Raw genomic sequence first — 24,293 nt, 5'->3', positions numbered from 1 at the left:
ATGGCGGATACCAAAAGTATATTGACCAAACCCATATTTGATAACAACCCCATTGCGTTGCAAATATTGGGCATTTGTTCGGCATTGGCAGTAACCACCAGCGTTACCAATGCGTTGGTGATGTGTATTGCGTTGACGTTAGTAACGGCATTTTCAAGCTTTTTTATCTCCATTATCCGTAACAAGATTCCTTCATCGATTCGCATCATTGTACAGATGGTGATCATCGCTTCTTTGGTCATTGTGGTTGACCAAGTGCTTAAGGCAGTGGCGTATGATGTCAGTAAGTCTTTGTCCGTCTTTGTGGGTTTAATCATCACCAACTGTATCGTCATGGGTCGTGCTGAAGCCTTTGCCATGAGCAATCCACCTATCCCAAGCTTTTTAGATGGCATTGGTAATGGGCTTGGCTATTCGGCGGTGTTGATTTTTGTTGCCAGTATCCGTGAGCTGTTGGGGGCAGGCAGTTGGTTGGGTATTCAGCTATTAAATCCTGCCACTGATGGTGGTTGGTATGTTCCCAATGGCTTGTTATTGTTGCCACCGTCAGCATTTTTTATCATTGCTTTGTTCATTGTTGTGGTGCGTTTGTGGAAGCCAGAACAGGTTGAAGAATCAGAGTTTGTGATGAAACCACAATCTAAAGGCTTGTCTCATGGAGGAAGTCACTAATGGGTGCTCATGTCAGTTTATTTATCACGTCAGTATTTATTGAGAACATGGCACTTGCCTACTTTTTGGGCATGTGTACTTTTTTGGCAGTATCCAAAAAGGTTTCTACTGCCCTAGGTTTGGGCGTGGCGGTGGTGGTGGTCATGGCGATTACGGTGCCGTTAAATAATTTACTCTTTCAATTTATCCTAAAAGATGGGGCGTTGGCATGGGCAGGCTTCCCTAACTTGGACTTAAGTTTTCTAGGCTTACTGAGTTACATTGCTTTGATTGCTGCCACGGTACAGATTTTAGAGATGTTTTTGGATAAGTTTGTGCCAGCTTTGTATAACGCTTTGGGGGTATTTTTGCCTTTGATTACGGTGAACTGTGCCATCATGGGTGGTGTGTTGTTTATGGTTGAGCGTGATTACAACTTTGGCGAGTCGCTTACCTATGGTGTGGGAGCAGGTTTGGGCTGGGCGATTGCCATTGCTTTGTTGGCTGCCATTCGTGAAAAGCTAAAATATTCAGACGTGCCTGCACCGCTTCGTGGTCTTGGCATTACCTTTATTACCGTTGGGTTGATGTCACTGGGCTTTATGTCTTTTGGCGGTATGTCCATATAATTTAGCCATTTATATTGATGTTGGTAAGGGTTGATTGATGTTGATTGGCACTGTCCCCTTACTCTCAGATAAATTAAGGAAATAAGTATCATGGAATCGTTCGGTACTGCAATTGGTGGTGTCGCCATGTTTACCCTGATTATCATGAGCTTGGTTGCCATCATTTTGATGGCACGCTCACGATTGGTCAGCTCTGGTGATGTCACCATTCGCATTAATGATAACCCAGATAATGATGTCGTCACTCCTGCTGGTGGCAAACTGCTACAAACCCTTGCTAATGAAGGCATCTTTTTATCTTCGGCATGTGGTGGGGGTGGCACATGTGGGCAATGTCGCTGTAAAGTGAATGAAGGTGGTGGCTCAATTTTACCCACCGAAGAGGGGCATTTTACCCAAGGTGAAATCCGTGACAACATGCGTTTGGCGTGCCAAGTGGCGGTCAAACAAGACATGAAAATTGAGATTGATCCAGAATTTTTTGATGTGCAAAAATGGGAGTGTGAGGTTGTCTCTAATGACAACGTTGCCACCTTTATCAAAGAGTTGGTATTAAAAATTCCAGAGGGTGAAGAGGTCAACTTTCGTGCAGGTGGTTATGTGCAACTAGAAGCCCCTCCGCATGAAGTGCATTATAAAGACTTTGATATTGATGAAGAATATCGTGAAGACTGGGAAAAATTTAACATGTTTCGTTATGTCTCTAAGGTTGATGAGACGGTGGTGCGTGCCTATTCCATGGCAAACTATCCAGACGAAAAAGGCATCATCAAGTTTAATATTCGCATCGCAAGCCCTCCACCAAGAGGTCCTGAGGGCATTCCTCCTGGTAAGATGTCGTCTTGGGTGTTTAGTCTAAAACCTGGTGATAAGGTAACGGTATCAGGTCCTTATGGCGAGTTTTTTGCCAAAGATACCAAAGCTGAGATGGTCTTTGTCGGTGGTGGTGCGGGCATGGCACCGATGCGTTCACACATTTTTGACCAGCTTAAACGCTTAAGCTCTGACCGTAAAATCAGCTTTTGGTATGGGGCCCGCTCCATTCGTGAAATGTTCTATGTGGAAGACTATGACAGCTTAGAAGAAGAGTTTGACAACTTTGAATGGCATGTGGCGTTGTCTGACCCCTTACCTGAAGATAACTGGGACGGATACACTGGCTTTATCCACACTGTCTTGTATGAAAACTATCTTAAAGACCACCCAAATCCTGAAGACTGTGAATTTTATATGTGTGGACCACCTGTCATGAACGCTGCTGTCATTGACATGTTGCATTCGTTGGGGGTGGAAGATGAAAATATCTTATTGGATGACTTCGGTGGTTAAGCCATGCCCCTTTAGTAACATTCACTTTTTGTTTAAAATAAGCCCCATGTTGATTGGGGCTTGTTTTATTGATAGAGTGGTTCGGTTTGAGTTTATTTTAACGTATCGCTGACTTTAACTTATCATGATGAGATGAATTATGGAATTTGAATTAAATGGCTACTACACGCTGATTTTAGCCACTTTGGTGTTGTTATTAGGGCGATTTTTGGTCAAACGCATCAAATTTTTATCTGACTTTAACATTCCAGAACCTGTGGCAGGTGGCTTGGTTGCTGCCATAATCGTCTATGTGCTTAATTTGACCTTAGGATACAATTTTAATTTTCAAAAAGAGCTACAGACTGCTTGTATGTTGATGTTTTTTGCGTCCATTGGGTTAAGTGCTGACTTTGGGCGACTGAAAGCAGGCGGCAAGCCGTTGGTGGTGTTTTTGGTGCTGGTCTCAGGTTATATCATCGTGCAGAATGTCGTCGGCGTGGCAATGGCAAAGGTTGTGGGGCTTGAGCCATTGATGGGCTTGGTGATAGGCTCAATTTCGTTGACAGGCGGGCATGGCACAGCAGGAGCATGGGGGGCGGTGTTTGAGTCAAAATATCAAATCACTGGGGCGACCACGCTGGGCATTGCTTGTGCAACTTATGGCTTGGTTGCAGGTGGTTTGATAGGTGGCCCTGTTGCCAAACGCTTGATTAAAAATCTAAACATCAGCCCAATGATGAATCAGGACAATCAAACCGATCAGACTGATGTCGAAAAGTTGGCAGGAAAGCAATCGCTATATAGCACCCGCCATCATGAAGATGATGATGGCAAAGCCAAAGAAATCTTTGAAAGACCTGATAACATTCGTTTAATCACCGCATCATCAACCATTGAAACTTTGGCGATGTTCGCTGGGGCGTTGGCATTTGCAGGCATCATGACCGATGTTGCTAAAGGCACTTTGTTTGAATTGCCGACGTTTGTTTGGGCGTTGGGTGGTGGGGTCATCATTCGCAATGTGCTGACCACATTCTTTAATTTTGATATGTTTGACCGTGCCATTGATGTGTTGGGCAATGCGTCATTATCGCTGTTTTTGGCGATGGCGTTGATTTCGCTTAAGCTGTGGGAATTGGCAGATTTGGCAGGTCCTGTGTTGATTATTTTATTGGTACAAACGGTGATGATGATAGCGTTTGCTTATTTTTTAACCTTCCGTGTGATGGGCAAAAACTACGATGCGGCTGTCTTATCAGCTGGGCATTGTGGTTTTGGCTTAGGGGCAACACCGACTGCCATCGCCAACATGCAAGCCATCACTGACCGTTATGCCCCATCGCCCAAAGCATTTTTGATTGTGCCGATGGTGGGGGCATTTTTTGTGGATATCATCAACGCCACGGTGTTGCAGATTTTTACTCAATTGCCATTTATGTGATTAGGTTGATATGATAGCCTAAAGGTCAATCACATTTTATAACCGAGTATTTACCCCATGCCCAGCTTATCTTTCACAATGTCGTCCATTGACCCTAATGCCATTGGCGACAACGTGCCACGCCGTCATAACCCCATCATTGCCAAATATGCCGATAAATTTCTAAAAATGCTGGGTTGGGACATTGTTGGCAACATTCCCAATGTTAAAAAATGTGTGTTGCTTGCCGTGCCACATACGTCTAACTTTGATGGTGTTTATGCCATTCCCACCTTGTTGGCATTAGACGTTGATATCAAAATATTGGGCAAAAAAGAGTTGTTTAAAGTGCCTGTGATGGGTAAATTCTTAAAATGGGCGGGCATCATCTCCATAGACAGGCAACAAAAAGGCTCAACTTTACAAATGACCATTGACCGTTTTTGGCAAGAAGACCAGCTTTGGCTCGGACTTGCCCCAGAAGGCACTAGGGATTACACCGAAAGCTGGAAAACGGGCTTTTATTATTTGGCATTGGGGGCAAAAGTACCCATCTTACCTGTGGCGATGGATTATCAAACCAAGCAGGTGCGTTTTATGCCATTATTTTATCCAACTGGTGATATTGACGCAGATTTACCAAAAATTTATGACTATTATCGTGGTGTGCAGGGCAAACATGTCAATAAAATGTCTAAGCCTCTGCAAGATATGAATAAATAGAAGAGAGAAATGAATAGAAAAGGTGCGTCAATAATAAGGTATTTGTATTTTCATCAGGTTATCAGGTTAATCATGTCAATGCACAGACGTTGATGATAAATAAAAAATGACAAATAGAAAATGACAAATAAAAAAGGGCGACCACAGTCTCCCTTTTTTTTGTATCAACGTTATTGTGTCAGCTTTATGGCATCAACATTGCATCAACCGCTGATGTTTATTTTAGGTCTTCGCTGTTGAACGAGCTGGTTTGATGAAACGTGGTTGATGTGGCATTTACACCTTGAACATTATCATTGCCTTGAGTGATGTGGGTGGACTCAGACGCATTGTTGATTTTGTTGGCTTCACGCTCGGCTTTATCCTGCATGTTGCGTAATAGGCGAGCGGCAGCTTCTTGACCACCCAACCCAAAGGACAAAGCGAATGCCACGGCAACCGCACCTAAGGTTAGACCAAATGCCAAGTTAACAATCGAGTCAGCGATGCCCATGGCTTTTAGACCCATGGCAAGTACCAAGCCCATAATCAGCACACGCACGATGTTGGCTAAAAATTGTGAGCCTTTTTCAGAGCGTTCAACCATGCCAGCGATGAGGTTGGCCAGCCAAAACCCAATAAATAGGATAACCGCACCCAACAATATGTCAGCACTAAAAGTAATGAACAGAGAAATTAAGTCACTCACACGGTTAAAGCCTAAGCGATTAGACGCTTCGATAGACGCAAATAACATGGTGAAAAAAACCAGCAACATACCAACCAAATCAGATACCCGCTTTTCACCCAAGATGTCTTGCACACCAACTTTGTTAGGTAATTCATTAATGCCAGTGTTGACTAACAAGTTAGCAACAATGTTGGCAACAAACTTAATCACATAATAAGCAATGCCCAAAATGGCAGCGGCAGCAATGATGTTAGGAATGGCTTGCATGATTTGGTTAAGCATGTTGGTTGCAGGGCGTGAGATGACCTCAATTTTTAGGGCATCTAAAGACGCAATCAACGATGAGATGATAACCACCAAAAACACCAACGTCCCTGCAATATTGGCAATGCTGGTGTCGTTGCTAACACCTGCTTTATTGGCAACTGATTGGATATTGAGGGTGGATACCAAGTTGGTAACGATGCTGCGTAAAATTTTGGCGATGACATAACCCACGCCAAAAATGACCACGGCGATGACCATATTGGGAATGAAGTCTAGCATCTTGCTGACCATGCCACTGACAGGCTCAAGCAAGCCAGTCAAACGCAACTGCCCCAATATCATGGGTAAAAATATTAATAAAATAAACCAATACACCACATCAGAGATGGTGCTACTCAAAGGCTGTATGCCAGCTTCGGCACTCAATCGCTCATCCATGGTGGTCTTAGACAATGCGGTGCTGATGGCGGTACGAGCCACCGTCGCCACAACCCAGCCGACCACGCCAATGGCAACTGCGGCAATGAAATTAGGGATAAAGGACAACACTTGGTTGACCATATTGGCAAATGGGGTAGAAATTGAATCAAGATTCAACTGATTTAACGCCCCAGAAATGGCGATGATAAAGATAAACCAAAACACCACCTTAGAGATGATGTTCTCAATGTCGTGTTGCTTGCCTGTTGATGAATTGATGCGTTGATTGAGATTGACCTTTGCCAAGACGTTGCGTATCAACGCACCGCCAATCATGGCAACAATCCAGCCAAAGATGAATATTACAATTGCCCCAATCACAGAGCCGATGGGTCCTGCCAGGTTGTGGTTAAACCAACCCAATGTGTTGTTCATACTGTCTCCAAAAATGAGTTTGTCGCTTCAAAAACTTGTTGCTAAAAAACTTATTGCTAAAAAAAAGTTGTCCTAACCGAACTGATGGGCAAATGAGAATTTGCCATCTAAAATGGGGTAAGACGGTGAAATGTTTGACGATGGGGTTTGACAGAGTTTGTCAATGTGTCAACATATGTGTCATATATCAATGTGTCATATATCCATGTGTCATGATATCAACACATCATGCGTATCAACATATGATGGTGGTTATGCTGACGATTTTAACAGAGTGATGTTCCAAACACTAGCATCTGACATACTGCCATCATTAATACTGCAAGGCTAAAAAAACTTGATAAAATTTTTAGTGGTCAGTGTGGTCAGTCAATCACAACAATTCCTTACTTAAAAGTCATCAAAAGTTGTCTAACATGGTTCTATCAAAAAATAGGCAGACAAAAAAGCAAATAAAGCCTGCTGACTTGCTTGCTGACTCTAATTTGATGACTCATCACGCCACTTTTTGACAACACTTTTACAACACTTTTTTTTGACAACTCACCTTGATGTTGTCAAAATATGCTTGATAATATTAGGTTTGATAAATGTTGATAAGTTTTGTACAGCAAATTTTGCTAAATGTTTATATGCCAAAAGGCGTTTGATGGCCATTTTTTTGTTTTTTATCAAGGGTGTGTTTATCAGCGGTCATTTGGGCATCATTAAGGATAAACTATGCGTAATAAATCAGTTTTGACAGCAATGACCATGGGGGTCAGTGTGTTTTTATTTGGTTGTAACAATGGTGGTCAGCAAGCCCAAACCGCCCAAGCCACTAAAAGCACCATGACCATCACCAATGAGTCGCCTGAGCTTGAAAAAGTGGGCTATAGCTTGGGTTATATGATGGCAGAAGGTAATAAAGGTCAGGTTGATGATTTAAACCTTGATGCCTTTGAGACAGGTTTTCGTGATGGTTATGAAGAAAAAGAATCCGCTCTTACCCAAGAGCAGATGCAACAGGTGTTGGTGAGTTATCAAGAGAAAAAACAAGCTGAATTGATAAAAGAGATGGAAGCCAAAGCCGCCAGTAATAAAGAAGAGGGGCAGAAGTTTTTGGCAGAGAATAAAACCAAAGAAGGGGTACAGACCACCGATTCAGGTTTACAATATAAAGTGGTCAAAGAAGGTAGTGGTGCATCACCAAAAGCGACTGATATGGTTAAGGTACATTATGAAGGCAAGCTGATTGATGGCACGGTATTTGACAGCTCTTATGAACGTGGTGAGCCAATTGAGTTCCCATTAAACCAAGTCATTCCTGGTTGGACAGAAGGCGTGCAACTGATGAAAAAAGGGGCAGAATACGAGCTTTATATTCCGTCTGATTTGGCATATGGTGAGGCGGGTAATCCGGGGATTGAACCCAATAGTGTGTTGATATTTAAGGTTGAACTGTTGGACTTTCACTCTGCTTAATCGTTTTGTGGGTTGGATTGTGTCAACAACGCCAACAACATCAGCAAAAAACGCCTAAAAAACGCCAACATGATTTGGCGTTTTTTGGGCGTTTTTGTGTCATGTTGCGTCCATGATGCCACTGTATTTGTGTTTAATTATTTGTGTTTAATTTCCGTTCTCATCATTCACTTTCGTTAAAGAAGTGAAGTTAAAGAGGTGAATATGATACATAACGCACACAACTATGTTGCCTAAGCTTTGCTTGGGTTTGTTATGATGGTTAGCATTTCTTTTCTGTGATTAATTTTTATTGGTTTTTATCAACATTCATTTTATTAATATTAAGGATACCACCATGAAGCATCAGAACCGCCATGTTTCACCTCTTATCCCAATTCTTAACCCCAATTTTACTTTAAATTCTTTAAGTTCGCTAAATTCTCTAAGCTGGTTACGTTCTTTGGCACATCGTTCCGTGGTCATGGCAGTGGGTATGCTGTCTGCCACTGCATTGATGATGAGTCAAGCCACAGCAGAACCGCTACCCAGCACCCAACCTGCAACCAATTGGGTAAATGCGTCAAATGGTGGTACTGGTGGGGTTAATGGCATCACCATAAACACCACCGCCCAACTTGTCAGTAATGATAACGGACAAGAAGTGTTTATGCCACTGAATGCACAGACCCAACTGGTCAGGGGTAATGTCATTGAATATCATGTGTATTTAACCAACACCAATAACGACCGTATCCGTACCATGAAAGCCAATATCACCATTTCCAATGGTGTTCAACTGTTGGGAGCGGTTAGCCCAGAAGCGACCATGGGCAGTGTTGATGGACAAAACTTTTATCCCATGCCTTTGCGTACGCAAGTGGGTGGACAAATTCAGCCCATTCTCTTAGGTCAATATAAAGCCCTACAATGGCAAATTGAAGATGTGGGGCTTAACCAAACTGCCAACGTCAGCTATCGTGTGGTGGTTGAGTAGTCGTTTTGGTTGAGTGGTTTGATGTCATTGATAAGCCTGTTACTGCTTTGACAGGGGTTGGCAGTCAGGTTGCCCAACAGTTGGCTGATTTGGGTATTCACCGTTTATTTGACTTACTTTTACATCTGCCCAGAGATTATGAAGATCGCAGTCGTTTGTGTACCATTGATGGTGTGCAGTCGGGGCAGTCGGTGCTGGTGGAAGGAACAATCCTGCATGTGAACAATAACCAGCGTGGCATGACGGTGATTTTGGCAGATGCCAGTGGGCAGTTACAGTTGCGTTTTTTTAAGGTGTATCGTGGGCTTACTCAGACCATGCAGGTGGGCAATCGGTTGCGAGTGTTTGGGGAGGTGAAGATGAGCCGTTATGGCACACAGATGCACCACCCTGAATACACTGAAGTGGTGATTGGCAGTCCGTTACCACAGATAGGGCCACAGCCAATTTATCCGACGGTAAAAGGTTTGCACCAAAACAAACTTCGCACATTGATGCGATTGGCATTGGCAACTTGGGCATCACAAGCTAAAAATCAGTCACAGATGCTCAATCTGTTCACCGATGAGCGTGTGGGCATGGATATGGCTCAACATTCTCAACATCATGGCTTGTTTGATTTGAGTTTGTTTGAGGCATTGACGTTATTACACACACCGCCCATTTATGCCAATATCGGGCATCAACAGCGACTTTTAAGCCAAATCCGTGAACGCACTCACCCTGCCTGTCAGCGACTGATTTTAGAAGAGCTGACTGCCCATCAGTTAAGTTTGTTGCAACGGCGTGAACAATTGCACACTCATAAAGCACCCAAATGCCAGTTTCACAGTCCGTCGGCAGATGCGTTGATTCAGATGTTGCCATATCTGCTGACATCAGCACAACAGCGGGTGGTCAGTGAGATTGTCAATGACTTGACCACGTCTGTTCCTATGCTTAGGTTGCTACAAGGTGATGTGGGAGCAGGCAAAACGTTGGTGGCGGCATTATCAGCGTGTCATGCCATTGACAGTGGTTGGCAAGTGGCGATGATGGCACCCACTGAGATATTGGCAGAACAGCATTTTAATAATTTCAAAGATTGGTTTGAGCCGTTAGGTATCGGTGTTGGGTGGTTGGCTGGCAAGCAAGGCAGTAAAGAGCGTCAACAAATGCGACAAGCCATGGTTGATAATGATGTGCAGGTCGTGGTTGGTACGCATGCGTTATTTCAACAGCAGGTCAGTTTTGCCAAACTGGGCTTGGTCATCATTGATGAACAGCATCACTTTGGGGTAGAACAAAGAAAAGCCTTGACTGACAAAGGGGTCATGGGCAGTACACCACATCAACTGGTGATGACCGCCACCCCCATTCCAAGAACCCTTGCCATGAGTGCCTATGGTGATATGGACACGTCCATCATCGATGAGTTGCCCCCAGGGCGTACGCCTGTTACCACCGTTACCATTGACCGTAACCGCCGTGATGCGGTGATAGAGCGAATCGCTGCCAACTGTGCTAAGGGTAAGCAAGCCTATTGGGTTTGTCCTTTAGTGGAAGAATCAACCGCACTTGATGCCCAAGCAGCTCAGGCGACTTATGCCGATTTATGTGAGCGTCTTGACATTCGCATTGGTCTTGTGCATGGAAAAATGAAAGCGGTTGAAAAACAAGCGGTGATGCAGGCATTTAAAGCAGGTCAGCTGGATTTATTGGTGGCGACAACGGTCATTGAGGTGGGAGTAGATGTGCCAAATGCGTCACTGATGGTCATCGAAAATGCCGAGCGTTTGGGGCTGTCGCAGTTACATCAGCTCAGAGGTCGAGTGGGGCGAGGCAGTCAAAAAAGCTTTTGCGTGCTATTGTACCAAATGCCATTGTCTGCCACAGGAATTGAGAGACTCAATGTACTAAGAGACAGTAATGACGGCTTTGTCATTGCCCAAAAAGACTTACAAATCCGTGGGCCGGGGGAGCTGCTTGGCAAACGACAAACAGGCAATGTGGGATATTATGTGGCAGATTTGACTCGTGATGAAACGCTATTGACTTTGGCCACGCAGTTGGCAAAACGGTTATTGGCAAACAAAGACAACCACCCAGCCATCATCAAACTGATTGAACGTTGGATACCAAAAGCAAGCCGTTTTGGTCATGTTTAAAGATGAAAACAAATAAAAGCATGAAAACAAACAAAAGTATGAAAAAATCCAGAGGTATCAATCCATGAATAATATGGTGTTATTTGCCACTTTTTATGCGGTTATTCTCCAATCATTCGTCAGGCAAATCAGGCAAAAACTGTCTAAAAAATGGTTTAAGCCAGTCATTTGTTCGGTGTTGATGCCATGGTCCATGTTGCCGATGTTCAGTCATGCCATTGAGCCGATTGGTTTGGTGGCGGTTGAATTTAATCATGAATTGAAAGACGGTCATGAATTGAAAGACAGTGGGGTGCAAGGGATTTGCCAACGTTTTAACATGACTTGTGCCACTGATGCCAAACTGTGGCAACTGCCTAACCAACAGCGACCAAATCATTATTATTTGATTGACAGTACACCGCAATTTGTGGAACTACAAATGCAAGACCATCACATGACCGCTAAGGGTGTGGAAGACAAAGATGATAAATTGCTGGGACAGTGGCAATTTACCAATTATTTGCATCAACGTGTGAGCGATGACAACATTGGTGATAATATTGGCGATAATATTGGTGATGGTATTGGCGACAACACTGGCATAAAAACTGACAGCCCGCTGCTGTTTATTGCCCCAAATCTGTATCCAATTAACCAAACTGAGACGGCCATCGCTTTAATCAATCAAATAGACATCTCATTTGACGGTGGGGTAACCCGTGAACGGTCAGCAGACTTTATCCAGTTATTGCCCAACGGCAAGCATGAGCAGGTACTTACCAATGTGCCTTTTGATGGTCATTACAGTTATAATGCGTGTTTTAGTGAAGAAGAAAAATCACAGTCTGTTCACTGTCAAGAAGAAGGTTGGCAAGTGCTTAACGTGTCAATGAAAGACATCAAAACACCCTTGTATCAATGGATATTGGCATATGAAAATAAAATTTGGCCAGCACACACTCCAGAAGACAAGGCGGTATTAGAAACCCATCAAGTCAAGGTGATGCCCTTTGGTGATACGGCAACCTTATTTTAATCAAGTCAGAACCTTCAATCAGCAACATATCACGCATATCAGCAACACACACATACACATAAAACACATAAAGGAAGCGACCATGCACGAGCCACAACGTCCACAGTCATCCGCTGAACAGCCAAAGCATGATAACGCAACCCGTCATGAACCGAGCATCAGCCATCACACTCAACCCATACATCATGGATTTAAAAAATCCGCCCCCAATCTTTGGGCGTATGTGCTTGGTTTGATGGCCGTGTTGTTGGTGGGCTTGGGGCTGGGGCATCATTGGGGCAGTAAGCAAGGCAAAAATTCCAATCAAGCGATGGCCAACACAGACAAAACAGCCGTCAACCCCACTGGCACTGATAAATCTGCGGTATTGACCGTGGAAGTCATCTCACCCACAAGCCAAGATGTGGACAACAACCTGTTGGCAGATGGCACGGTGGCAGGCAAGAGCATTGCCAACGTCAGTGGGCGAGTTAATGGGGTTGCCATTGAAAAAATATTGGTTGATGAAGGTGATTGGGTAAAAGCAGGGCAGACGTTGGCGGTGTTCGATGCAAAAGGACTTGAGCAAAATGTCATCGAAGCCCAAGCAAGCGTTGTGGAAGCCCAAGCCAACCATGCCAATGCGGTTGCCAATGCAGAGCGGGTCATACCACTATTGGACATTGACGCTGTCAGTCAGCAAGAAGTGGATCGCTATGTCAGTACCGCTGAGCAGGCAAGAGCACTTTTGGTTTCTGCCCAAGCTCGTCTAAATGGGGCTGAGTTGACCTTGCGTGATAGCAAAGTCATTGCCCCTGTCAGTGGCATCATCAGCAATAAACACGCACAAATTGGCAGTGTGCCACAACAGGCATTGTTTAGCATCATCGAAGGAGGCGTGCTGGAATGGCAAGCTAAGGTTGACCCAGAACAGTTAAAGCTTATCCAAGTCGGCATGCCCGTCATCGTCAAAACACCAAGCAATGACTGGATTAATGGCAAAGTGACTCGCATCTCCCCAAAAGTTGCCGATGACCGTCGCATGATGGTGGCCGCCACTTTAGAAAATAGCCGACAAATACAAGCGGGCATGTTATTAAGTGGTGAATTTGTCATGGACAGCCAGCCACAGACGGTTGTGCCAGTGGCATCAGTGGTTAGTCATGATGGTTATGAGTATCTGATGCTGGTGAAAGACATCAGCGACCAAGATGGCAGTCGTACAGGCACGGTCGAACGCCTAAAAGTTGAATTGGGTAAGCAAATAGATAAGCAAGTGGTGGTCAATTCACGATTACCAAACAATGCCTTGATTATCCGCCAAGGTGGTGGGTTTTTAAATGACGGTGATAAAGTACGAGTGGTTACTGATGTCAATGCTGCTCAAGCACAAGCCACTGGTCAAGCACAAGCTCAAACACATTCTAAATCAATGGGAGTAGGCAACTGATGAACTTTTCTGCCTATTCCATTCGTAACCCTTTGGTGGCGATTTTATTATTTGTGTTATTGACTTTGGGTGGTTTATTTGGTTTTCAGCAGATGAAAGTCCAACAGTTTCCTGACATTGATTTTCCTGGGGTGGTGGTAACCGTAACCTTACCAGGTGCTGCCCCCAGTCAACTTGAGAATGACATTGCCAAAAAAATTGAAAACAAAATTGCCAATATTGAGGGTGTCAAGCACATGCGTACGGTGCTACAAACAGGGGCTGCCACCATCAGTACTGAATTTACTTTAGAAAAAGACATTCAAGAAGCGGTGGACGATGTGCGGTCTGCTGTGGGTGAGGTGCAAGGCGAGTTACCTGCTGCTGCCAATGACCCCATCATCACCAAAATAACCACCGCAGGGTTTCCTGTTCTGACTTATACCGTGTCAGCAGACAACATGAGCGTGGAAGATTTGTCTTGGTTTGTTGATGATACCATCGCTAAGCATTTATCAGACATCGAGGGGGTGGGGCAGATTGCGCGTATTGGTGGTCTTAACCGTGAGATAACCGTCGCTGTTGACCCAAATCGCCTAAATGCCCTGCAACTGCCCATCAGTCAACTGTCTGAGCAAATAGCAGGCATGCAGCAAGACACATCAGGCGGTGAAGCCAAAGTGGGCAAACGCACCCAAAATATCCGAGTCTTAGGAGCGGTGGATAATGTGCAACAATTGGGTAATGTGCAAGTTGCCTTACCCACAGGCGATGCTCAAAGCTTGGCGAGCATGGCAACCATCACCGATGGTGCAGGAGAACCAGCATCGATTGCCAAACTTGATGATAAAACCGTGGTGGCATTTAATATCAGTCGCTCACGAGGGGCAAGTGAGGTGGATGTGGCGACACGTGTCGATGCTGTTTTGGCACAGCTACAAAAAGACATGCCACACATTCATGTGGATAAAGTGTTTGACACCGCCACGCCTGTGGCAGAAGACTATCAGGCATCGATGCAGATGTTATTAGAAGGTGGTATTTTGGCGGTGGTGGTGGTGTTTTTATTTTTACGCAATGTGCGAGCAACCATTGTGGCAGCCGTGGCGTTGCCATTGTCCATCATTCCGACATTTTTGGGCATGTGGTTGTTTGGCTTTAGTTTGAACATCATTGCCTTACTGGCATTGTCTTTGGTGGTGGGCGTTTTGGTTGATGATGCCATCGTGGAAGTTGAAAACATCATTCGTCATTTACGCATGGGTAAGTCGCCTTATGAAGCGGCAATGGAAGCGGCTGATGAAATTGGGTTGGCGGTGATTGCCACCACGTTCACATTGATAGCGGTATTTTTACCCACGGCATTTATGAATGGCGTGGTTGGGCAGTTTTTTCGCCAATTTGGTTGGACAGCAGCGATGGCAATTTTTGCATCACTGTTAGTCGCACGCTTAATTACCCCAATGATGGCGGCGTACTTGTTAAAACCAGAGCCTGATAAAGTTGAAAAAGATGGCAAGTTGATGACAGGCTATCTGAAGGTAGTTAACTGGACATTGCGTCATCGTTGGCTGACGCTTGGTTTTACCTTAGTGTTCTTTGTGGCATCAGTCAGTCTTGCAAAACTGTTGCCCAGTGCGTTTATTCCTGATAATGACATCAATCAAACTCGTGTTGCCATTGAGTTAACCCCTGATGCCACTTTAGAAGACACCGAAGCGGTCAGTGATAGGGCGATAGATGCCATTAAACACATTGATGGCGTTGCAAGCATCATGGCTGCCATCGGTCAACCACAAACTCACTTAGGTCCTCACCGTGGTTCAGGACAAGCCAAAAATACCGCAAGCCTTGACATTATCCTTGAGCGTCGTGGCGAACGAATGAGTAAAACTGACATAGAACAGCAGATAACCCAAGCCATCAGCCAAGTACCGGGGGCAAGATTTACGGTGGGTTTGTCCAGTGGTGGTGAAAGTGGCTATGGCTTTCAACTCACCAGCAGTAATGCTGTTCTGTTAAATCAGTACGCTCAACAGGTGATGAATGACATTCGTCAGCTGTCGCTGGCAGGCGATGTGACCAGTAATCTTAGTCTACCCCGTCCAGAGCTGACTGTCATACCCAACCGTTTGGCAATGGCAGATAAAGGCATAACCACTCAAAGCATCGCTGATACCTTACGTATTGCCACATTGGGAGATTATGAACAACGTTTGTCTAAACTCAACTTAGACACTCGACAAATCCCCATTGTGGTGCGTTTGCCTGATGATGCAAAAGCCAACATCAATCAGCTGGGTGATTTGTATATTCCCAGTAACCGAGCGATGGGGCAAGGCGTGCAAGTGGCACATGTGGCTCAACTACAATTTGGCAATGGGCCTGCTGAGATTCGCCGTTTTGACAGAGAGCGTGCCATACGCATTACCGTGCAGTCTGCCACAGGTGAGCTGGGTCCTTTGGTAGCAGCAGTAAAAGCCACACCCAGCTTACAAGCCCTGCCCAATGACGTGACCATGATTGATGAAGGGCAAGCGGAGAACATGACAGAATTGTTCACAGGTTTTGTCATCGCCATGAGTGTGGGGATAGTTTGTATCTTTGGCGTGTTGGTGTTGCTGTTTCATCGGGTGCTACAACCGTTTACCATCTTAGTGGCATTACCTTTGTCCATTGGAGGGGCGTTTGTTGGCTTGCTGTTGACAGGCTCTAGCTTGTCGATGCCATCGATGATTGGCTTTATCATGCTGATGGGCATCGCCACCAAAAACTCAATCTTATTGGTGGACTATGCCATCATTGCCCAAACCGAATATGGGTTAGCAAGGTTGCCTGCGTTGATTGATGCTTGCCATAAACGGGCTCGTCCCATCATCATGACCACCATTGCCATGGGAGCAGGTATGATGCCTTTATTATTGGGATTTGGCGACCATGACCCCACATTTCGTCAACCGATGGCGGCGGCGGTGTTGGGGGGATTGGTTACTTCAACGTTTTTAAGCTTGGTGGTCATTCCTGTGGTGTATACGTTGATGGATGATTTGTCCCTGTTGATGGCTCGTTTTACCAGAGCAAAAAGAGCCTAAACGTTAGGGAAAGAACGTTAGGGAAAAAACGTTGGGTTGTGAATTTCACCATTGGTGTTTGCCACCCAACGTTCTAACCTACTTACGCCAATGTTTATGACAATGTTTATGACAATGTTTCAACCCGCTCACGCCCACGCTCAATCGCCAGTTTTACTTGATTGGGGGCAGTGCCACCGATGTGATTGCGAGCGTTTAATGAGCCTTCCAATGTCAAACAATCAAACACATCATCAGCAATCAACTCACTAAAACTGGCCAGTTCATCTGGCGACAGCTCAGACAAATCTACGCCCTTTTCTACCCCAAGTGCCACAGCTTTTCCCACCACTTCATGAGCATCACGAAAGGGTAAGCCTTTTTTGACCAAATAATCCGCCAAATCGGTTGCCGTGGCATAACCTTTTAACGTGGCTTGTCGCATGTTGTCTTTATTTGGCACAAGGTTTGGGAGCATGTCTGCAAATGCCAAAAGTGAGCCTGTCAGAGTGTCCACACAATCAAACAGCGGTTCTTTGTCTTCTTGGTTGTCTTTGTTGTATGCTAAGGGTTGGTTTTTCATCAGCACAAGCAAGGTGGTCAGCTGACCAAACACCCGTGCGGTTTTGCCACGCACCAACTCTGGCACATCAGGATTTTTCTTTTGGGGCATGATAGATGACCCTGTACAAAAGCGGTCTGGCACTTGCACAAAGCCAAATTGAGCCGACATCCATAAGATAATCTCTTCACTCATACGAGACAGGTGCATCATTAAAATACTGGCATTACTGGCAAACTCAATGGCAAAATCACGGTCAGACACCGCATCAAGTGAATTTTGACAAATGCCCTCAAAGCCCAAAAGCTTGGCTGTCATGGTACGGTCAATCGGATAAGGCGTTCCTGCTAAGGCTGCACTGCCCAATGGCATTTGGTTGATGCGTTTGCGAGTGGCAATAAAACGCTCACTGTCACGAATCAGCATCTCAAACCATGCCATCACATGATGAGCAAAGCTGACAGGTTGAGCGGTTTGCAAATGGGTAAATCCTGGCATGATGGTATCGGTGTGCTGGCTTGCCAAATCAAGCAAGCCGATTTGCAGGCGTTTTAATAATCCCAAAATCACATCGGTCTGCTCACGCAAATAAAGCCGAATGTCAGTCGCCACTTGGTCATTACGGCTTCGCCCTGTGTGCAGTTTTTTACCGACATCACCTATCATGTTGGTCAGTTGAGCTTCTATGTTCATATGCACATCTTCTAACGCCACCGACCAATCAAACTGTCCATTGGCAATCTGTTGTTTGATTTTTTGTAGACCATCTATGATTTTATCGCTTTCATCGGTTGTGATGATGCCACAATGCCCCAACATGGTGGCATGGGCAATAGAGCCATCAATGTCATGATTTGCCATGCGTTTATCAAAATTAACCGATGCGGTGAATTGGGCAACAAAGCCATCTGTCGCTTCACGAAAACGCCCACCCCACATATTAGATGGGTTTGTCGTATTTGTGGGTAAAGCGGACATAGAAACCTTGGCAGTTGTGTTAGAATCTAAGCGGTAATCGTTCATAAGGTGAGTTGGGTGTGAAAAGTTATTGGCAGTCATATCAATCTAAGCTTAATAAAAAAAATGGTGCATTGAGTATAGCAAACGATGAGCTAGAAATGCTAATGCAAAAATTGGCGTTTTTTTTACCCAGTCAGCAAGCGTTGTTGCGGTCATTTTATTTGCCCATTTATGGTGCGTTGTGGGGGTTGCTGATGGCGTTAGTCAGACTGGCTCATGACATACAAATTAGCCATATGGAGTTTTTATCAACGTTATTTATTGACATGCTGTTGCTTTCTTTGATTGCTTATATTGGGCTGTTTGTGTATGAAAGCATCAGACCCATGTTATTCAATTTACATCATTTAGTGGCGTGCGTTTGGGTAACACTTATCTTTATTGTCAGTGCATTACTTGTGGGGCTTTTGGCACATGTTGCATTGCCTTTATTGATGTATGGGCATGTTGCTGATGTGTTTTATGCTATCGTTAACATACTGATTGACATTATTGTAACCACTGGCATCACAATCCTGTTTTTATTGTATTATCTTAAACGCCATCAAGATTTGATGATGCTACAAAAAATGTTTGATATAGAAGTTGCGATGCAAAATGACCAAATCAAAGCTCGTATCGCTCCGCATTTTTTGTTTAACACCATCAATGGTTTGGTTTCGTTGGTGGAGACCAATCCTGACAAAGCCATTATCATGCTGGGCAATGTCTCTGAGCTGTTTCGTGCCAGCTTTTCTAAGTTTAAAGAAATTGGCATGGACACTGAAATTCACGTGTGTAAAGTATTTTTAGAAATTGATGACATGCGATTTCAAAATAAGCTGAAAGTTAAGTGGCATTTACCTGATGAAGACACACTATATGACATGACCATCTGTGGCATGACCTTACAAAGCATCATTGAAAAACTGCTCAACCAAGTGGTGGAACACACGGTGGAAGAGATTGAGCTTATCATCAGCATGACATGGCAGAATCATAAAGTTAACATCGACGTAAGCCTACAACTGCCTAAAGATTTGCTGATGATGCGTCATGATTTATTGGATCGGTTGGATTTCTCCATTCAAGAAAGAAAATTACAGGTATTTTTTGGTAATCAAGCGAGCATCATCACCAATATCCATGACAATCACATCGTTACCAATATTCAATATTGCCTATTTGACACAGCGGTTGACAATGACGTATGCAAAACATGGCAGATGGAATAAGGCTAAATCAGATAAAAAAATCATGAATAAAAATAAAGTTGCATCTGTTGTTAACATCTCGTAACCTATCTGATGACATAAAAACAAATGGTCAAAAAGTTTTAAAAAAAATCAGCAAACAACATGCCATCAATACATATAAAAGTAACGCATGAAAAGTAACGTATGAATAGGAGTGAACTATGAAAGTAGTGGTCTGCGATGATGAGCCGTTATCACGTGAGCGTCTGGCAAGGATAATCAAAGAAGGCGGCCACGAAGTCGTCGCCATGGCAAAGACAGGATATGAAGCCATTGATGCGGTCAAAGAACATACCCCCGATGTGCTACTTTTGGACGTGCGAATGCCAGAGTTAGACGGTATCCGAGCCGCCAACGAGATTGCTAAATTTGAACATCCCCCTGCCATCATTTTTGTTACCGCCTTTGAACATTATGCCATTAAAGCTTTTAAAGCCAACGCCATCGGCTATTTGCTCAAGCCTGTCAACAAAGATGAATTGCTTGAGATATTAAGCCAAGCCAAACAACTCAACGCCGCTCAGATGTTTGCCATCAAACAAATGGAAGAATCAAATAACAAACCTGCTCGCCAACACATCGCTGCTCGCACACATCGTGGCGTTGAGCTGATTGCTTTAGCCGATGTGCTGTATTTTACCGCTGACCAAAAGTACGTCAAACTGCGTCATAAAAATGGCATGGTGTTGATTGATGATACGCTAAAAGAGCTTGAGCAAGAGTTTGAACATGAATTATTTCGCATTCACCGCAATGCCTTAATTAACCTAAATCACATGCAAATGCTAGAAAGTATCGATGCAGGACAATATCAGGTGCGTTTTAAAGGCATTGATGACGTATTGGCGGTCAGCCGTCGACATTTGCCAATGTTGCGTGAAAGAATGCAAAACATGTAGGCAGATAGGCTGAATTTTTTATGGTCATGACAACCCCCACCACCTTAAACATTGCCACTCGCCAAAGCCCCTTGGCACTGTGGCAGGCAAGACACATTCAAACCAGATTGCAAGCGTTATACCCACAACTTAGCATTAATCTGGTTACCATGGTTACCAAAGGCGATAAAATATTAGATACCCCATTGGCAAAAATCGGGGGTAAAGGCTTGTTTGTCAAAGAGTTAGAGCAAGCCTTATATGAAAAACAAGCCGATATTGCGGTGCATTCTTTAAAAGATGTGCCAATGGATTTGCCAGATGGCTTAACTTTAGGTGCATACTGCCAGCGAGAGCAACCGACAGATGCCTTTGTGTCCAATAAGTTTTCTGCCCTTGATGACTTACCACAAGGGGCAACGCTTGGCACATCAAGCTTACGCCGTCAATGTCAAATTCAGCAATACCGTCCAGACTTAAACATCATCAGCCTGCGTGGCAATGTTGGCACACGCTTGGCAAAACTGGATAATGGCGACTATGATGCCATTATTTTGGCGACCAGTGGCTTAAAGCGACTGGGTTTGACTGAGCGTATCTGTCATGAGATTGATACTGACATCAGTTTGCCAGCCGTGGGGCAGGGAGCGTTGGCGATTGAATGTAGAGCTGATGATACGGACGTGTTGAACTTATTAAAGCCACTTAACCATGAGCCAAGCCGTCTGTGTGTGCTTGCTGAGCGAGCGATGAATCGCCACCTACAAGGGGGCTGCCAAGTACCGATAGCAGGGTTTGCCGTGATTGAAGATGATAAGCTCACATTAACAGGGCGAGTGGGCAGTGTTGATGGCAACGTGTTACTCAAAGCTCAACAAACCAATGCCTTAACTGATGATGCTCAGGAAAATGAACACATTGCCAACGCCATGGGCATCACGGTGGCTAAAGCGTTACTGGCTCAAGGAGCAGATGATATTTTAAAAGAGATTTACCGCCAGCAATGACGTTGATTAACACACGCCCAACAGATAGGGCCAAGCCATTAACCAGGCATCTGCGTCAAGCAGGCATTGATGTGTTAGAGTTGCCATTGCTTGCCACACAACCACGCACGCTCAGCGATGTTGACCATCACACACTTAAGCAATGGCATGATTATGATGTGATGGTTGTCGTTAGCCCAACCGCCGCCAAGCTGTTTTTGCAACATTTGGCCAACTTTTCAACAAGCACAAACGCCAAAACAAGCTTGGCAAAAACATCGATGTCAGTCCAACCCCCCATATTGGTGGCAGTTGGACACGCCACAGCAGACGTGTTGCAACAACAAGGTTTGCAGCAACAAGGTTACGCCATACAAATTCCCACGACACACAATAATGAAGGCATGTTAGCGATGCCTTGTATTGCCATGCTACAAGCAGGACAGCGAGTGCTTATCTGTCGTGGGGTTGGTGGTCGGCAATTGTTGATAGATACGTTAAACAAGCGGGGCGTGCAAGTAGATACCGTGCCACTTTACCAACGTCAACTGCCAGAGCAGACGCAAGCCACCTTTGTGAATTGGGTAACTGCTGATTGGGTAACACAAACTCATCTGCCAAATGATGACCGTACGGAGCAAACAGACGCACTGGCCACCGTGCTGATTAGCAGTGGTGAAAGTTTTGAGCATTGGCAAAAGATTTGTCAAAATCTGTCTGTGTGGTTGCAAAGGTGGTTGCAAACGCAACCACATAAGTCATTAAATGATAAGCGATTGGTTGACCATGCCAATTTATCTTGCTATCGTTATTTGGCGCTGGGTAACAGATTGTGTGCCATGCTAAGTGAGCAACAACTGAATGTGACCATGTTAGACAGCCTTGAACCGCAGCACATTCTTATTCAATATCAACGGCTTGGTTAAACGTGAGATGCTTGGTAAATTTGCTGAATCGAATTATCCATGGTCGCATCAAACTCGGCATCTGTCTGTCCCTTACTTAAGCCTTCGGTAAAGGCACGAGAGAAGCTGGCTATCATGCCTTTGTTTTCGCTGAGACGCTGACAAGCATCATCACGAGAATAGCCACCAGACAACGCCACCACCTTTAATACCTTGGGGTGATTAACCAGCTCATCATAAAAGCCTGCCTGTTCTGGTAAGGTCAATTTCAGCATGATTTGCTGGTCATCAGTCAATCGCTCTAGCTGACGCAAGATTTGAGCTTTTAAGATAACTTCAGCTTCCTGCTTGTCTTTGGCATGAATATTGACTTCAGGCTCAACGATGGGCATAAAACCTTCAGACAAAATTTGCTTAGCAACGTCAAACTGCTGTTGTACCACGATTTCGATGCCGTCCACATTGGCAGCATGAATGACCGAACGCATTTTTGTGCCAAAGATGGGGTAATTTTTGGCTTTTTGTAGCAAACTTGCTAAATTAGGAATGGGTTTCATCACTTGCACATCGGCTTGTTGCTCAGCCAAACCTTTATCAATCTTCAAAAATGGTACGATGTTTTTATCTTCCCACAGATAGTTAGCGGTGGGCTTATTGTTGACTTGTCTGTCCATGGTGTCTTCAAATAAAATCGCCCCAAGCACACGCTCACCATCAAACTTATCTGATGTCATGATGCGAGTACGCATTTCATGCACTTTGGCAAACATCTCCTTGTCGTCATGATATTCCTTTTCAGTAACACCATACATGGCAAGGGCTTTTGGTGTGCTACCACCACTTTGGTCTAGAGCAGCAATAAAGCCTGTGCCGTTTTGGATACGTTGCTGTTGGTCGTCATTCATAAAAAATCTCCAATGATGTGTGATAACAGACATGTGATTAACAAAGTATTATTATAAAAATGTTGCGGTGGTTATGATAACAGAAATTTGAACGATGTTGATACATTTTGCCACCCATCAACGACCTAAGCCCATCACTAACCGCCCATAAACAACAGCAACACACAGCCGATGGCCAGCCCAATGCCCAACACATTGATGCCCGACAGTCGTTCTTTAAAAATGACCATACCCACCATACTGGCAACCGCAATCACCCCCACATTCATGCCCGTAAACACCACACTGGGCGAGTTTGCCAACGTTTGATGGGCCTTAACATAAGCATAGATATTGCCCATATTCAGCACCCCTAACAGCACCCCTGCCAATAGGGCAGATTTTTGCCAGCGAATACGCTTGATTAACAGATACGCCAATAGCAACGTGCCAGCCAACGCAAAACTGACCAACAACGTCAATGAAAATACTGCCCCTTGTTTGGCAACCTGCTTAAATAAAATATCAATCACCCCATAGCCAAGCCACACCATCAATAACCAGCCAGCAGACGCAGAACGCTTGACAGATGGTACAGATGACATGGCTTGTGGGCGATATACCAACGCCAGTAATGCCAAAAATCCCACACCAATGCCGATGCCACGTTGGGGCGTTAAACTCTCACCAAACAGCACAAAGGCAGATATGATGGGAATGATGAGTGATAAGCGTTGTGCTGCATCGGTTTTGATGATGCCCACATGGTCAATGGCACGCCCAAGCACCACAAAAATCAAGGGCAACAGCACCCCCAACGCCATGACAATGCTCAAGCTGATGGGGTTGTTAAACAGTGTCGACAGCCCTGCCAAATCAGGACGCAACAAAATCCACGTTAACAAAAACGCCACAGGATAACCCATGACGATGGTCTGTCTGATATCAAGATGGTGTTGACGCAAAATTTTAAGCAACACTGACACAGCAACACTACAAAATATGGCAAAAACAAGGTAACTCATCTGTGACTCCAAAAAAAAGTCTAATGTATAAAATGTAACAAAATATGTCAAGATGGCAGATGGTGTGGTTCATCTATTTTTGCCACAAAACTTGCCACAAAAAAAACAGCCGTATGATAACGACTGCTTAACTGGTTTAACTTTTGATGGCTGCTGGCTACTGATGACGGCAATTTTTTGTGCTGTTT

The 24,293-nt window shown here is 44.5% G+C and carries 19 protein-coding genes; 15 read left to right on the top strand and 4 right to left on the bottom strand.

Annotation, left to right across the window (positions count from 1 at the left end):
- The 5 genes from B0682_RS01715 (at position 1) to B0682_RS01695 (ending at position 4,734) form a co-directional block, all read left to right on the top strand.
- The gene (locus B0682_RS01715) at positions 1-672 is read left to right on the top strand and encodes an NADH:ubiquinone reductase (Na(+)-transporting) subunit D (RefSeq protein WP_078306380.1); all 672 of its coding nucleotides are present in this window, start codon (positions 1-3) and stop codon (positions 670-672) included.
- Entirely contained in the window at positions 672-1,280 is a 609-nt protein-coding gene (gene nqrE / locus B0682_RS01710; protein ID WP_078306379.1) for an NADH:ubiquinone reductase (Na(+)-transporting) subunit E, read from the top strand. Before B0682_RS01715 ends, nqrE begins: the two co-directional genes overlap by 1 nt.
- Positions 1,281-1,370: 90 nt before the next feature.
- Complete coding sequence (nqrF, locus tag B0682_RS01705) at positions 1,371-2,609, top strand: NADH:ubiquinone reductase (Na(+)-transporting) subunit F (RefSeq protein ID WP_078306378.1); 1,239 nt, start codon at positions 1,371-1,373, stop codon at positions 2,607-2,609.
- A 139-nt stretch (positions 2,610-2,748) separates the two neighbouring features.
- The gene (locus B0682_RS01700) at positions 2,749-4,032 is read left to right on the top strand and encodes a sodium/glutamate symporter (protein WP_078306377.1); all 1,284 of its coding nucleotides are present in this window, start codon (positions 2,749-2,751) and stop codon (positions 4,030-4,032) included.
- Positions 4,033-4,089: 57 nt separating this feature from the next.
- Positions 4,090-4,734: a lysophospholipid acyltransferase family protein gene (locus tag B0682_RS01695; RefSeq protein WP_169832897.1), complete on the top strand. Its 645-nt coding sequence runs from the start codon at positions 4,090-4,092 to the stop codon at positions 4,732-4,734.
- Between the two features lie 217 nt (positions 4,735-4,951).
- On the opposite strand, the gene B0682_RS01690 is transcribed toward B0682_RS01695, so the two are convergent.
- Positions 4,952-6,526 carry a mechanosensitive ion channel gene (locus tag B0682_RS01690; protein ID WP_078306376.1) on the bottom strand — a complete coding sequence of 525 codons (1,575 nt, stop codon included), beginning with the start codon at positions 6,524-6,526 and terminating at the stop codon, positions 4,952-4,954.
- A gap of 720 nt (positions 6,527-7,246) precedes the next feature.
- Between B0682_RS01690 and B0682_RS01685 the strand changes: the two genes are divergently transcribed.
- The 6 genes from B0682_RS01685 to B0682_RS01660 all read left to right on the top strand — a co-directional run bounded on the left by B0682_RS01685 (position 7,247) and on the right by B0682_RS01660 (position 16,631).
- A complete protein-coding gene (locus B0682_RS01685; protein ID WP_078306375.1) occupies positions 7,247-7,990 on the top strand; it encodes a BamJ family beta-barrel-assembly machinery protein in 744 nt (247 codons plus the stop codon).
- A 337-nt stretch (positions 7,991-8,327) separates the two neighbouring features.
- Entirely contained in the window at positions 8,328-8,966 is a 639-nt protein-coding gene (locus B0682_RS01680; RefSeq protein WP_078306374.1) for a hypothetical protein, read from the top strand.
- Positions 8,967-8,971: 5 nt separating this feature from the next.
- Positions 8,972-11,113, top strand: coding sequence for an ATP-dependent DNA helicase RecG (gene recG, locus B0682_RS01675; RefSeq protein ID WP_078306373.1), 2,142 nt, complete (start codon positions 8,972-8,974; stop codon positions 11,111-11,113).
- A 64-nt stretch (positions 11,114-11,177) separates the two neighbouring features.
- Complete coding sequence (locus B0682_RS01670; protein WP_078306372.1) at positions 11,178-12,131, top strand: hypothetical protein; 954 nt, start codon at positions 11,178-11,180, stop codon at positions 12,129-12,131.
- Between the two features lie 82 nt (positions 12,132-12,213).
- Positions 12,214-13,560 carry an efflux RND transporter periplasmic adaptor subunit gene (locus B0682_RS01665; protein ID WP_078306371.1) on the top strand — a complete coding sequence of 449 codons (1,347 nt, stop codon included), beginning with the start codon at positions 12,214-12,216 and terminating at the stop codon, positions 13,558-13,560.
- Positions 13,560-16,631, top strand: coding sequence for an efflux RND transporter permease subunit (locus B0682_RS01660; protein ID WP_078306370.1), 3,072 nt, complete (start codon positions 13,560-13,562; stop codon positions 16,629-16,631). Before B0682_RS01665 ends, B0682_RS01660 begins: the two co-directional genes overlap by 1 nt.
- 106 nt (positions 16,632-16,737) lie before the next feature.
- Here the strand turns inward: B0682_RS01660 and argH are convergent, their stop codons facing one another.
- Positions 16,738-18,111, bottom strand: coding sequence for an argininosuccinate lyase (gene argH / locus B0682_RS01655; RefSeq protein WP_143823235.1), 1,374 nt, complete (start codon positions 18,109-18,111; stop codon positions 16,738-16,740).
- 179 nt (positions 18,112-18,290) lie between these two features.
- On the opposite strand from argH, the gene B0682_RS01650 reads away from it, so the two are divergent.
- The 4 genes from B0682_RS01650 to B0682_RS01635 all read left to right on the top strand — a co-directional run bounded on the left by B0682_RS01650 (position 18,291) and on the right by B0682_RS01635 (position 22,217).
- Positions 18,291-19,406 carry a histidine kinase gene (locus B0682_RS01650; RefSeq protein WP_158077838.1) on the top strand — a complete coding sequence of 372 codons (1,116 nt, stop codon included), beginning with the start codon at positions 18,291-18,293 and terminating at the stop codon, positions 19,404-19,406.
- 182 nt (positions 19,407-19,588) lie between these two features.
- A complete protein-coding gene (locus tag B0682_RS01645) occupies positions 19,589-20,326 on the top strand; it encodes a LytR/AlgR family response regulator transcription factor (protein WP_078306367.1) in 738 nt (245 codons plus the stop codon).
- A 20-nt stretch (positions 20,327-20,346) separates the two neighbouring features.
- Entirely contained in the window at positions 20,347-21,312 is a 966-nt protein-coding gene (gene hemC, locus B0682_RS01640; protein WP_276206612.1) for a hydroxymethylbilane synthase, read from the top strand.
- Positions 21,309-22,217, top strand: coding sequence for a uroporphyrinogen-III synthase (locus B0682_RS01635; RefSeq protein ID WP_078306366.1), 909 nt, complete (start codon positions 21,309-21,311; stop codon positions 22,215-22,217). Before hemC ends, B0682_RS01635 begins: the two co-directional genes overlap by 4 nt.
- On the opposite strand, the gene B0682_RS01630 is transcribed toward B0682_RS01635, so the two are convergent.
- Both B0682_RS01630 and B0682_RS01625 read right to left on the bottom strand, forming a co-directional pair.
- Positions 22,214-23,101, bottom strand: coding sequence for a fructose bisphosphate aldolase (locus tag B0682_RS01630; protein WP_078306365.1), 888 nt, complete (start codon positions 23,099-23,101; stop codon positions 22,214-22,216). The genes B0682_RS01635 and B0682_RS01630 overlap by 4 nt on opposite strands.
- A gap of 137 nt (positions 23,102-23,238) precedes the next feature.
- Positions 23,239-24,105, bottom strand: a complete 867-nt coding sequence (locus B0682_RS01625; protein WP_078306364.1) for a hypothetical protein — start codon at positions 24,103-24,105, stop codon at positions 23,239-23,241.
- Positions 24,106-24,293: the final 188 nt, after the last annotated feature.

Origin of the sequence: Lwoffella lincolnii (assembly GCF_002014765.1) — a bacterium.
Classification (GTDB): domain Bacteria; phylum Pseudomonadota; class Gammaproteobacteria; order Pseudomonadales; family Moraxellaceae; genus Psychrobacter; species Psychrobacter lincolnii.
The sequence above is the reverse complement of the archived record's forward strand: the minus strand, read 5'-3'. Positions and strand labels throughout refer to the sequence as shown.